Origin of the sequence: Intestinimonas sp. RTP31139st1_F5_RTP31139_211217, assembly GCF_040226735.1 — a bacterium.
GTDB classification, from domain to species: Bacteria; Bacillota; Clostridia; order Oscillospirales; family Oscillospiraceae; genus Intestinimonas; species Intestinimonas butyriciproducens.
Map to the genome: position 1 here is coordinate 1 of NZ_JBCOAQ010000051.1, position 12,285 is coordinate 12,285.

Sequence of the window (12,285 nt, forward strand, 5' to 3'; positions counted from 1 at the left end):
GGGGCCTGCTGACCGGCAGCCAGTCCGCCTGTAAGTCCGCCTGCGACGCCTTCGCCGCCGCGGTGGAGTTCGTGGCCGACAATCCCATCGAGTAAACCCCATCGCCTGATGTTCAAAAGATAGGACCGCTTTGCGGCGGTCCAAAGATGGAGGTACTGAATGAAGGCTTTGGGTATGATCGAAACCCGTGGCTTGGTGGCCTCGATCGAGGCGGCCGACGCCATGGTCAAGGCGGCTAATGTCACCCTGACGTGCAAGGAGCACGTGGGCGGCGGCCTGGTGACCGTCATGGTCCGGGGCGACGTGGGCGCCGTGAAGGCGGCCGTCGATGCCGGAGCAGCCGCAGCGGAGCGGGTTGGCGAACTGGTGTCCATCCACGTCATCCCGAGACCTCACGAAGAGCTCGAGGGCATCCTGTCGACGCCCGCGCCGATCACGCCCACTCCCAAGCCCCCCAAGCAGCCGGAGGTCAAACGGTCTCCCGGCGCGGCGCCTGCGGCCAAGCCGGAGGCGGATCGCGCTCCTGAGAAGTCGGCGCCCGTAAAGAAAGAGACGGAGCCTGGAGCGGCGGAACTGAAGCTCTCGGACCTGACGGACGAGGTGCTGGAGGCGATGCCGGTGGTGAAGCTCCGGGCGGCGGCTCGGAACGTAGGGATCACCAATATGACCCGCAAAGAGATCCGGTTTGCAAAAAAAGAAGAGCTTGTGGCGGCCATTCGAGAATTTCGGGGACAATAAGATCCGCTGAATGCGCGGCTGAGGCCGCGCGGACCCATCCCCCTGAAGAGGAGAGTTGATTATATGCAGCTTTACGACAAAGACCTGCTGTCCATGCAGGAGGTCCGTGAGCTGGTGGAGGCGGCAAAGGAGGCCCAAAAGGAACTGGCCAATATGTCCCAGTCCCAGGTGGACCACATTGTCCGCGCCATTGCCGACGCCGGTGTACGCAACGCCCGGCGCCTGGCGGAGATGGCTCATGAGGACACCGGGTTCGGCAAGGTCGAGGATAAGATCATCAAGAACATCTTCGGCAGCTGGGGCGTCTATGAGTACGTCAAGGACATGAAGACCGTCGGCGAGTTGGAGCGGGACGAGGAGAAGAAGGTCCGCACCATCGCCGTTCCCGTGGGCGTCATCGCCGGTCTGGTCCCGTCCACCAATCCTACTTCCACTGCCCTTTATAAGGCGGAGATCGCCATCAAGGCGGGCAACGCCATCGTGTTCTCCCCCCATCCCACGGCCTTACGGTGCATCTCCGAGACCGTGAAGGTGATCCGTCAGGCCATCTCCGAGGCCGGCGGCAATGAGAACCTGGTGTCCTGTATCACCATTCCCACCATGGAGGCCACCGACAATCTGATGCGCCACCGTGATGTGGCCATGATCCTGGCCACCGGCGGCTCCGCTATGGTGCGCGCGGCCTATTCCTCCGGCACTCCCGCCATCGGTGTAGGCCCCGGCAACGGGCCCGCCTATCTGGAGAAGACCTGTGATCTTCCCTTGGCGGTCAAGCGCATTATGGACTCCAAGACCTTTGACAACGGCACCATCTGCGCCTCCGAACAGTCCATTATCTGCGACGAGGATATGGTGCCCGCTGTCCGGGCCGAGATGGAAAAGCAGGGCGCTTACTTCCTCAATGAGTCTGAGCGGGAAAAGCTGGGCAGATACATCCTTCGCGCCAACGGGACCATGAACCCCGAGATCGTGGGCCGCAGCGTGGAGACCATTGCCAGGCTGGCGGGACTCACCGATGTTCCCGCCACCGCCCGTGTGCTGGTGGCCGCTGAGGACGGCGTGGGCCGCGGACATCCCTATTCCAATGAGAAGCTGGCCCCCATCCTGGCCTTCTACACGGGCACCGACTACAAGGACGTATGCGAGAAGGTCTGCACCATCCTTCGCTATGAAGGCGCGGGCCACACCTTCTCCATGCACACCAAGAACGACGAGATGGTGGACTATTTTGCCAAGCGAGTCCCCGCCTCCCGCATCATGGTGAATACCCCCAGCGCCCTTGGCGGCATCGGCGGCACCACCGGCCTCATGCCCGCGCTGACCCTGGGCTGCGGCGCTGTGGGCGGCTCCGCCACTTCCGAGAACGTGGGGCCCATGCAGCTCCTCAATACCCGCAAGGTGGCCTATGGGCTCAAAGAACTGGAGGACATCCGTGCCAGTGTGCCCGACTGCTCTGACGGCATCTGCCGCGTCCGGGGCGGAGATTTGAGCACGGCGGACGTGGAGGATATCGTCCGTGCCATCATGGCCCGTCTCCAGAACGCATAAGTACGAGATATTTTTAGGAGGAAACTAATATGGCAACTCAGCAGGCACTGGGCATGATCGAGACCAAGGGTCTCGTCTCTTCCATCGAGGCGGCCGACGCCATGGTCAAGGCCGCCAACGTCACCCTCATCGGCAAGGTCCATGTGGGCGGCGGTCTGGTGACCGTGATGGTCCGCGGGGACGTGGGCGCCGTCAAGGCGGCCACCGACGCGGGTGCAGCCGCGGCCGAGCGCGTGGGCGAGCTCATTTCCGTCCATGTCATCCCCCGTCCCCACGAGGAAGTGGAGTACATTCTCCCCTCCCTGGATAAGCAGTAACCATTTTTCCCATCCCCTCCCGCGGCGGGGAAGCGCCCCGGGACCGGCAGTCCGGTCCCGGGGGCCCGCCCGGACTGCGGGGAGGAGACTAGTTTAGGAGAGTGCTGAATATGGCAACAATGCAAGCTCTGGGCATGATCGAGACCAAGGGTCTCGTGGCCTCTATCGAAGCGGCCGACGCCATGGTCAAGGCCGCCAACGTTACCCTCATCGGCAAGGTCCACGTGGGCGGCGGTCTGGTGACCGTGATGGTCCGCGGGGACGTGGGAGCTGTCAAGGCGGCCACCGACGCCGGCGCGGCCGCGGCCGAACGTGTGGGCGAGCTGATCTCTGTCCATGTGATTCCCCGTCCCCATGAGGAAGTGGAGTATATCCTCCCCTCCCTGGATAAGTAAAACAGCGTAAGCTGTAAATAAACCAACCGACGGAGGGGGTGAAGCGCTTGAAATGTATCACAGAGGATGCCCTGCGGTGTGAGCTGCGGGCCACAGAGCCCGAGTGCTATGTCATTCCGGAGGGAAAGATCCTCACCCCGGCTGCGCGGGAGTATCTGCAGTCCAGGAAAATCAAGATCGTAAAGGCGGGACAGCAGGAGAAGACCCGCATCGTCGCCACCGAGGTGCCACCTATGCCCGAGGTGACGATGGCCGCGCCCACATCGGCGCCCGCGCCCCAGCCCCAGGCGGTCAAGCCCAAGTTTGTGGACTATGAGACCGGCGCCTTCTATATGGAGAAGCCGGAACATATGACCCATCTGGTGGGGAATGTACTGGTGGTGAAAAACCATCCCCGCATTCTCTTCCGGGGCAAGCTGGACTCCCTGCAGAGCCTGTTTGTGCTCGCGCAGGTGGAGATCCACGAGCACGGCGGCAGCCAGGCCCTGATCGACGATCTGGACGACGTGCTGAACATCCTGCGGGAAATGATGCGCTGCGATGTGCTGGATGAGCCCTTCACGATGGAGAAGATGATCGGCCTCACCCATGCGGAGCTGCGGGAACAGTCCCATGACCCGAAGCGCTTCTTCGGGGTCAAGGCCATGGTGCTGCCCGATTACACCATGGGTAAGGACTTTGCACTGCTCAATCAGTTGCGCACGGCGGTACGCGAGACCGAGGTGGCTGCGGCGGAGGCCTTCCACGATGGCGCCAAATATACCCGGGGCGATATCATCGAGGAGCTTAACCGGATGTCCAGCGCCATGCACATCATGATGTGCCGCTATCTGGCCGGGCAGTATCAGAATTGAATTCAAAACCCAATTAAAGGAGCGCCGAGAGCATGATGGATCTGGACCGCGTAAACGCATATATGGCCCGTGTGGAGGAGTCGGAGACCAAGACCTTCCAGCCTGTCGGCAGTAAGCTGAAGGTGGGCCTGGACCTTGGCACGGCCTATATCGTTATGGTCGTCCTGGATGAGGAGAACAATCCGATCGCCTGTGAGAAGCAGGCGGCTCAGGTCCTGCGGGACGGCGTGGTAGTGGATTATTCCGGGGCGCTCCGCATCGTCAAGGAACTCAAGGCCAAGCTGGAGGAGCGCCTGGGCACGGAGCTGATGAACTGCGCCATCGCGATGCCTGCGGGCACCGAGTCCAGCGTCAAGACCCACCAGTATGTGGCCGAGGGGGCCGGATTCGAGGTCACGAACGTCCTGGATGAGCCCTCCGCCGCCAACTCGATCTACCAGATCGAGGATGGCGTGGTGGTGGACATCGGCGGCGGGACCACCGGCCTTGCCATCCTGAAGGACGGTAAGGTGGTCCAGATTGAGGATGAGCCCACCGGAGGCACCCATCTCACCTTGGTACTGGCGGGAAATTTCCACGTCCCCTTCCAGGAGGCCGAGGCCATCAAGCAGGATTATTCCCGCCACAAGGAGATTCTGCCGGTGGTAAAGGCGGTCGTCGAGAAGATGGCGTCCATTGTGAACCGCTATATCGATAAGGAACACACCGACGCCATCTATCTGTGCGGCGGCACCTGTTGTCTGACGGGGATCGAAAAGATCTTCGAAAAAGAGACGGGGATCAGGACCATCAAGCCGGCAAACCCGTTCCTGGTGACGCCTGCGGGTATCGCCATGAACTGCAAAATCTGAATGTTTTTAGAAAGGAGGGGAAGGCATGGATCATAATGCTATCGTGGATGAGATCTTGCGGCGCGTAGCCGAGAAGATTTCAGAAGCGGAAGGCGGCAGCGCCGATTGTGGGGAGTGCGGTGACTGCGGCGACAAGCCAGGACTGCTGATCCTCACCCAGGATCACGGTACAGCCTGCCATGCCATGCTGGAAAGCGAGGCCCTGAAAGCCCACTACAGCACGGATTGCGCGCTCATGCACCACTATGAAGTGGATTTGAACAACTTTGAGGCCGTGATCCTCTTCAACCTGACCTGCGACGCCCTTTGTAAGCTGGCGTCGGGCACCTGTGACAGCGCATATACCCGTCTTGCCTCCCAAGCCATCCTCTCAGGTAAAAAGGTCTACGTTCCCACCGAAGAGGTGGAGTTGTACCAGTACAAGGAGACGGCACCCGCTGCCTACTATCATATGATGCAGCAGAAGCTGGATCTGTTGGTGGCCTCCGGCGTGGTCGTCTGTGCGCAGGCCAGCCTGGAACAGGTCATTCTCGGCGCGGCGGAACCCGCCCCCGTTCCGGCGGCAGCGCCTGCGGTGCCGGAGTGCGCCTGCTCGGCGCCGATGTGCGCAGAGCAAAAGGAACTGCGCATCGACAAGCGGGTACTCACCGAAAAGGATCTGATTGAGGCCAATATGGCCGGGGTCACCTGTATCCGCATCAGCGAGAAATGTATCATCACCGCCCTTGCAAAGGACGCCGCCAAAGACCGCGGCATGAGCATCGTCAAGGACGAGGCGTGATGACGCCGGGGATCGGGAGAGCGCCCTGCGCTCTCCCGGGCCTGGCCGCCCAACAGTCAAACAGGGGGACAGCATATGAAAGTCGCAAAAGTCATCGGCAACATCTGGGCTACCCGCAAAGAGGAAAAGCTGGCCGGCTATAAGCTGCTCATCGTGCAGCCCATCAATATCCTGGACGGCTCCAAAGACAAGACGCCCATCGTGGCCGCCGATATCATCGGCGCCGGTGTGGGCGAGACGGTCATCATCGTCGGCGGAAGCTCGGCCCGGAGCGCGGCCGGGGACATGGCGGTCCCCGTTGACGCCACTGTGGTGGGTATCGTGGACGACCAGGAGATCGACTCCAGCATTTTGGACTAAGGTAAGGGATTAAGGCGGTGAAAGCATGAATCTGACCGAAGCAGTCAAGGCAGCCGGTATCGTCGGCGCAGGCGGCGCTGGGTTTCCCACCCACGTCAAGCTGAACGCCAAGGCCGAATGCTTTGTGGTCAACGCCGCAGAGTGCGAGCCTCTCATCGAGACAGATAAATATCTGTGCCGCACCTATGCGGACGAGATCATCGCCGCAGTGGCCGCCGTGGCCACCCATCTGGGGGCCGAACGGGCGGTGATCGCATTGAAAGGAAAGTATAGGGCTGAGATTGCCGCACTTTCCGATGCCATCGGGCGCATGGGCGCCCAAGTGGAGATATTTGAGATGGGGACCTTCTATCCCGCAGGCGACGAGCAGACCATGGTCCAGCAGGTCACGGGCCGCTCGGTCCCGGAGCGGGGCCTCCCACTGGACGTGGGATGCGTAGTGGACAACGTGGGCACCCTGCTCAATATCTTCGACGCCCTGCAGGGTAAAAACGTTACCGATAAGTTCCTCTCCGTGGTGGGCGAGGTAAAGGCTCCCATCATGCTCCACGTTCCCGTGGGCACCGCCATTACCGAGTGTGTGGCGGCGGCAGAGCCGACCATCGGCGCGTATTCTTTGATCCTGGGCGGACCCATGATGGGCAAGGTTCTGGAGGACCAGGCGGCCATTGAGGCGGCTGTGGTCACCAAGACTACTGGCAATATCATTGTCCTTCCCAAGGACCACTATTTGTTCCGCCGGGCGGCACTCCCTATGGCAGCCATCCGGCATCAGACCAGAAGCGCCTGCATTCAGTGCCGCATGTGCACCGACCTCTGCCCCCGCTACCTCATTGGTCACCAGATCCGCCCCAATCTGGTGATGCGGAATCTCTGGCGTGAGGAGAGGATGGAGGACAACGAGGAATATCTCCGGGCGTTTGGAGATGCGGCAAACTGCTGCGACTGCGGCGTTTGTGAGATGTTCGCCTGCCCCATGGGGCTCTCTCCGAGAAAAGTGAACCAGTACATCAAAGGGCAGCTCCGCTCCCGTGGTATCCAGGTCCCGCGGAACATGGAGCCGCAGGCAAGAGAGTTTGTGGATCAGCGGCACACGCCCACGGACCGGCTGGTGGCTCGTCTGGGCCTCAGCCAATATTACGGTCTCCACGCCCATACGTGTAAGGAACTGCACCCAGAGACAGTGTTCGTCCCCTTCTCACAGCACATTGGGAAGCCCGCAATCCCGGTAAAGGCAGCGGGCGACCATGTGGAGAAAGGCGAATTGTTGGCGCAGGCGGCGGAAGGCCTGTCTGCGAATATCCACGCCAGCATTTCCGGCGTGGTGGAGGAGATCACCGAAAAAGGCGCCCGCATCCGCGGTCGGAAGGAGTGAGAAGCATGGGAAACGCCAGCAGACTTGCCATCGGCATGGTGGAACTCAACAGCATCGCCAGGGGCATCGAAACCTGCGATTACATGGTGAAGGCGGCCCAGGTGGACCTCATCCGCTCCTCCACCGTCTGCCCTGGCAAGTACATGATCCTGATCGCCGGCGACACTGGCGACGTAAAAGCCTCCATGGCTGAGGGAATCAAGCGGGGCGGAGAGTGCGTGGTGGACACCCTGACCCTCCCCAACGTGCACCCTCAGGTCATTCAGGCCATCAGCATGACCACGCAGGTAGAAAAGCCGGGCGCCGTGGGCGTTCTGGAGTTTTACTCTGTGGCCTCCGCCATTACGGCCGCCGATGTGGCTGCCAAGGCGGCCAATATCACCCTCATTGAGGTCCGCATCGGCTACGCCATCGGCGGCAAGGGCTATGTGACCCTGACCGGTGATGTGGGTGCGGTCCGGGCGGCTGTGGCCGCGGCGGAGCGGGAGGCGGAGCTCCTGGTGGGCACCACGGTCATCCCCAGGCCGTCGCCTAAGCTGTTCCAGTCCCTGCTGTAAGCAAAACGGAGGGGCAGCCCTCCGAAACCGATTCATCAAGAGAAGGAGAAGGAGCATAATATGGATTTTAGTGAACTGATTGCTGCTGCCGACCCCAGTGTCTTTACCGAGAGTATTTCCGCATGGATCTCCGGTATTTCCATCAACTCCGTGATCATGATGATCATGATGATCTTCATGCTCGTGGGCGCCATCGATAAGATCTGCGGCAACAAGCTGGGTTACGGCGAAAAGTTTGAGGAAGGCTTCAACGCCATGGGCCCTCTGGCCATGTCCATGGCCGGCGTTGTGGCGGCCGCCCCGGTGCTGTCTATGCTGCTGGGCCCCATCCTGAAGCCCATTTACGGCATCTTCGGAGCCAGCCCCGCCATGTTCGCCACCACCCTGCTGGCCTGTGACATGGGCGGTTATCCTCTGGCCATGCAGCTGGCCGAGGGCGACGTAGCCATTGGAAACTTTGCCGGCCTGATTCTGGGCACCATGATGGGCCCCACCATCGTGTTTACCATCCCCGTGGCTCTGGGCATCATCAAGAAGGAAGACCGTGGCTATCTGGGTGCCGGCGTCCTGGCCGGTCTCATCACCGTGCCCATCGGCTGTATTGTCGGCGGCCTGATGATGAATACCCTGGCCCCAGAGTATCACCTCAACTTCATCACCATCATCCAGAACCTGATCCCCGTAATCATCATCGCGGCCCTGATCGTCCTCGGCCTGTGGTTCGCCCCCGGCCCCATGATCAACGGCTTTAACAAGTTCGGCACCGGCGTTACCATCGTGATCACCGCCCTCACCGCCATCGCGGTGTTCGAGCAAATCACCGGTATCATGTTCCCTGTGTTCCACATCATGGTGGAGAACCCCGCCGACGGCTCCCGTGGCCTGGACAGCGGCCTGCTGACCTGCGGTCAGATCGCCATCGTCCTCATCGGCGCGTTCCCCATGGTGGAGTGGATCACCCGTACCTTCGGCAAGCCCCTGGAGAAGATCGGTGCCGCTCTGGGCATGAACGAGCAGGGCTCTGCCGGCATGGTGGCCAACCTGGCCAACAACATCGCCATGTTCAACATCATGGGCGAGATGAACCCGAAGGGCAAGCTGCTGAACGTGGCCTTCGCCGTGTCTGCCGCCTTTGTGTTCGGCGATCACCTGGGCTTTACCGCCGGCAACAACCCCGACATGATCTTCCCTGTGATCGTGGGCAAGCTGGTGGCTGGTGTTACCGCCATTATCGTGGCCAATATTCTGGCCCCCAAACTGCTGGCTAAGATCGAGAACGTAAAGTTCTGACAACAAGACCGCCTGGAAAGGTAAGGAATCGCTATGAATGTAAGTGAAGAACTCATCCGCAGCATCGTGGAAAAGGTCCTCTCGGAGACGGCCGCCGCGTCCTCCTGCGGCTGTGGCTTTGAGAAGCACGTGGATCCCAGCGGCGTACTCAGCGTCAAGACCTCCACCGTGAAGCTGGAGCCCTTTGAGGGGCGGAACGACGTCAAGCTCAAGGATGTGGCCACTCTGGAAGAGGCGCCCCGCATGGGTTGCGGCATCATGGAGCTCACCGACGGAGCCGACTTCGAGTGGACCCTGACCTATGACGAGTGGGACATCGTGCTGGAAGGCCGTCTGGAGATCAAGATCGACGGGCGTGTGGTAGGCGGAGATGCCGGAGACGTCATCTACATCCCCAAGGGTAGCCATATCCATTTCAGCACCCCCGATCACGCCAAATACGCCTATACCGTGTTCCCTGCCGACTGGCAGTAAGGAAGCGGGACCTCCTTCCCATCCCCCCGCCGCCCATTGGGCGGCGGGGGGATATTGTCTTTCAGATTTTTCCTTTTCCCCTTGACAGGGGTTGAAGAGGAGATTATAATAAAATCAGCCAAGCTGACAACTGAATCATAAGTGGTACGCAGGTGCTGATCCCATTTGCTCAAAAGGGAAGTCGGGTGAGAATCCCGCACAAAGCCGTTGCTGTATTGGTGAAGCGGACCCCCAAGATGTCACTGGAGTGAGAACTCTGGGAAGGCGGGGAGCGCGTTTGACACCTAAGTCAGAATACCTGCCTGTGTATGGCGCACGAGAAACCTCCTCGCGCTTAGGAGGGTGCAGCCCCTGTGTCACTTCCACAGGGCTATTGCTGTATCCTTGTTAGAGGATACGGCTTTTTTGTTGTCGGCGCTCACTCCTTATGTGACGTGTCAGGTGGCTTCTTCACCTCCCTTTGGACTGGTATGGCGATCCGAAGAAGGACGCGGGCCCGTAGCTGCCACTGCGGGGCCCGCCCATACCAGGAATATCCACCTGTGGGAAGACCGTGGGGCGCTCCGACGTAGGGGGTGTCCCACGGCTTTTTTTCAGTTCATGTGAGAGAAAGGAGGCGTTTGGTTGAAAAAGTTGATCAGTATGCCGATGACCGCTGGAACGCTGGCGGAGTATCCATCGACCAGGAGCTTGGAGGCAGCTTGCCGACACTTTGATTGCGACGGGCTGGAGGTGATCTGGGGCGGGGAAGACCTGCCGGAGAACATCCCGGAGCATCTCCATGTGGGATACCATCTGACCTTCTTCCCGGACTGGCTGGATTTCTGGCGGGCGGACCGGAGGGCGCTGACCCGCAAGTTTGGGAGCGCGACCGCATGGACCTCCTTTTACGGCGGACCGGAGGGGCCGGACACCCTGTTGAAGCTCTATTCCGAGGATCTCGACCGTGCGGTGCAGTGGGGGGCCGAGTATGTGGTCTTCCACGTCTCGGATGTGTCCGTGGAGGAGGGCTATACCTATCGTTGGGAGCACAACCATCAGGAGGTCGTCGACGCGGCGCTGGAGGTCATCAACACGCTGCTTTCGGGCCGAAATCTTACACTGGCCTTCCTAGTGGAGAACCAGTGGTGGCCGGGCTTCACCTTCACAATGCCGGCGCTTACCAGGCGCCTGCTGGATGGCATTCAGTATGAGAATAAGGGCATTATGCTGGATACCGGCCATTTGATGAATGCGAACCTGGAGCTCAGGACACAGGAGGAAGGGGCGGACTGGGTCAGCCGAATGCTGGAGGAGCACGGCGGGCTGGGGAGCATGGTCCGGGGAATCCACCTCCACCAGAGCCTCAGCGGCGCCTATGTAAAGGCCCACACAGGCAGCCTGCCGGACCCCTGGCCGGTGGACTATGCGGAGCAGTTCTGCCAGAGTTATCAGCATATCCTGAGCATCGATACCCATCGCCCATGGACCACCCCCGCCGTACGGGCGCTGGTGGAAAGGATCGCTCCGGAATGGCTGGTACATGAGCTCTCTGCGGCGAACCGTGCGGAGCGGGACAAGCGGTTGGAGATCCAAAGCCGGGCTCTGGGCGTTCTTTAGAAAAGAAAGTCCGTTGGGGGAGGGGCGCACGCGGGTGCGTCCCTCTTCCACTGGGAAAATTCCCGGCAAAAGGCCTAAGAAACATTGACAAGAGCCCAAGGTTTGTGTATAATTCAAATAACGTCAAGCGGGTCACGCGAAAGAGCGGATCTGCCTGTTATGCGAGATGTGCGGAAGCGTCTTGAGCACCCGTCCGGTGTTTGAGTGCGCTTTTTTTGTTGTTGAAAGGCCCCTTGGGGGATGTGTGGTGGAATATGCAGGCAAAGGGAAACTATGTTGTCCTGGCAGACAGCAGCGCGGAGGACCGCGGGAGACTGCGGGGGATTTTGGAGCGGGGCGGATATACGGTCGCCGGAGAAGCCAACGACGGCGTGGAGCTGGTCCAGCTCTGTGAGGCGCTTCGGCCGGAGACGGTCTTTCTGGATATCCCCCTGCGCTATCTGGATGGCCTTTCGGCGGCCGCCTACCTGCGAAAGGAGCATTTGGCGGAGCTGGTCTTCTTTGTGACAGGGCGGTCGGACGAAAGGCTGGTGTCCGCAGCCAGAGATCTGGGAGCGGGAGGTTATCTGGTAAAGCCGGTGACGGAAAAACAGCTACTGCCGGGGTTGGCCGCAGCTCTGGCGCGGAACAGAGCCATGGAGCGCATCCGGCAGGACTGTGCCGAAGTCGAACGGCAGATCAGTGAGCACCGGACGCTGGAGCGGGCCAAATGTGCCGTCATGGAGCGGGAGAAGCTCAATGCGGGGGATGCGCTGGACTTTCTGCGGAGGGTGGCGGAGGAGAAGCGGATGCCTCTTTTGAAAATCGCGGAGCTTTTCACCGCACTGCCCGGGGCCAGTCCGGAGCAGTGAGCGGTCTGCTGGCCAGGGAGAGCTCTATGTTCAGGTTCGACAGGGTGTCGATCGAAAACGACATGCTTGGGCGGGGGAAAACCACCGTCCGTATGACCCTTCCCCGGTTTTCAAACAGAGCCCGGGTCGTTACGATGAGGAGGAAACAAATATGAAGCGGGATCCTGTAAGAGCAAGCGTCCTGGCGACCAAGATCATTCCCAATGTGGCCGCCGATCTGGCCAAGGAGCTGGGCCTTCTGCCTGGCGAGAAGTCCCTGGCCCTGGTCACGTCCGACTGTGATGATGTGACCTAT

Annotated in this window: 14 protein-coding genes, 1 pseudogene and 1 riboswitch; all 15 genes and pseudogenes read left to right on the forward strand. The window is 60.6% G+C overall.

The features are described from left to right. Positions 1-95: pseudogene (locus ABUA09_RS16825) on the forward strand (ethanolamine utilization microcompartment protein EutL); the annotation flags it as partial. 64 nt (positions 96-159) lie between these two features. Further along, entirely contained in the window at positions 160-738 is a 579-nt protein-coding gene (locus ABUA09_RS18350) for a BMC domain-containing protein (protein ID WP_033119325.1), read from the forward strand. Positions 739-801: 63 nt separating this feature from the next. Continuing rightward, complete coding sequence (locus ABUA09_RS16835; RefSeq protein WP_349949550.1) at positions 802-2,286, forward strand: acetaldehyde dehydrogenase (acetylating); 1,485 nt, start codon at positions 802-804, stop codon at positions 2,284-2,286. A 29-nt stretch (positions 2,287-2,315) separates the two neighbouring features. Further along, entirely contained in the window at positions 2,316-2,603 is a 288-nt protein-coding gene (locus ABUA09_RS16840) for a BMC domain-containing protein (RefSeq protein ID WP_033119324.1), read from the forward strand. Positions 2,604-2,713: 110 nt separating this feature from the next. After that, a complete protein-coding gene (eutM, locus tag ABUA09_RS16845; protein WP_033119323.1) occupies positions 2,714-2,998 on the forward strand; it encodes an ethanolamine utilization microcompartment protein EutM in 285 nt (94 codons plus the stop codon). A 38-nt stretch (positions 2,999-3,036) separates the two neighbouring features. Beyond that, positions 3,037-3,852: a cobalamin adenosyltransferase family protein gene (locus ABUA09_RS16850; protein WP_227152234.1), complete on the forward strand. Its 816-nt coding sequence runs from the start codon at positions 3,037-3,039 to the stop codon at positions 3,850-3,852. Between the two features lie 32 nt (positions 3,853-3,884). Then, positions 3,885-4,703, forward strand: a complete 819-nt coding sequence (eutJ, locus tag ABUA09_RS16855; RefSeq protein ID WP_075704324.1) for an ethanolamine utilization protein EutJ — start codon at positions 3,885-3,887, stop codon at positions 4,701-4,703. A gap of 25 nt (positions 4,704-4,728) precedes the next feature. After that, positions 4,729-5,484, forward strand: coding sequence for a hypothetical protein (locus ABUA09_RS16860; protein ID WP_033119383.1), 756 nt, complete (start codon positions 4,729-4,731; stop codon positions 5,482-5,484). A 75-nt stretch (positions 5,485-5,559) separates the two neighbouring features. Then, on the forward strand, positions 5,560-5,844 hold the full coding sequence (locus ABUA09_RS16865) for a EutN/CcmL family microcompartment protein (protein WP_033119382.1): 285 nt from the start codon (positions 5,560-5,562) through the stop codon (positions 5,842-5,844). A gap of 25 nt (positions 5,845-5,869) precedes the next feature. Next, positions 5,870-7,219, forward strand: a complete 1,350-nt coding sequence (locus ABUA09_RS16870) for a 4Fe-4S dicluster domain-containing protein (RefSeq protein ID WP_208319940.1) — start codon at positions 5,870-5,872, stop codon at positions 7,217-7,219. Between the two features lie 5 nt (positions 7,220-7,224). Further along, positions 7,225-7,776 carry a BMC domain-containing protein gene (locus tag ABUA09_RS16875; RefSeq protein ID WP_033119380.1) on the forward strand — a complete coding sequence of 184 codons (552 nt, stop codon included), beginning with the start codon at positions 7,225-7,227 and terminating at the stop codon, positions 7,774-7,776. Between the two features lie 60 nt (positions 7,777-7,836). Further along, entirely contained in the window at positions 7,837-9,066 is a 1,230-nt protein-coding gene (locus ABUA09_RS16880) for an ethanolamine utilization protein EutH (RefSeq protein ID WP_033119379.1), read from the forward strand. Positions 9,067-9,099: 33 nt separating this feature from the next. Next, positions 9,100-9,540, forward strand: coding sequence for a EutQ-related cupin domain-containing protein (locus tag ABUA09_RS16885; protein WP_033119378.1), 441 nt, complete (start codon positions 9,100-9,102; stop codon positions 9,538-9,540). Between the two features lie 133 nt (positions 9,541-9,673). Then, a riboswitch (cobalamin riboswitch) is annotated at positions 9,674-9,860 on the forward strand. A gap of 304 nt (positions 9,861-10,164) precedes the next feature. After that, positions 10,165-11,139, forward strand: coding sequence for an apurinic/apyrimidinic endonuclease family protein (locus tag ABUA09_RS16890; RefSeq protein ID WP_227152235.1), 975 nt, complete (start codon positions 10,165-10,167; stop codon positions 11,137-11,139). 254 nt (positions 11,140-11,393) lie between these two features. Next, complete coding sequence (locus ABUA09_RS16895; RefSeq protein ID WP_033119377.1) at positions 11,394-11,990, forward strand: ANTAR domain-containing response regulator; 597 nt, start codon at positions 11,394-11,396, stop codon at positions 11,988-11,990. The last annotated feature ends 295 nt before the right edge of the window (positions 11,991-12,285 follow it).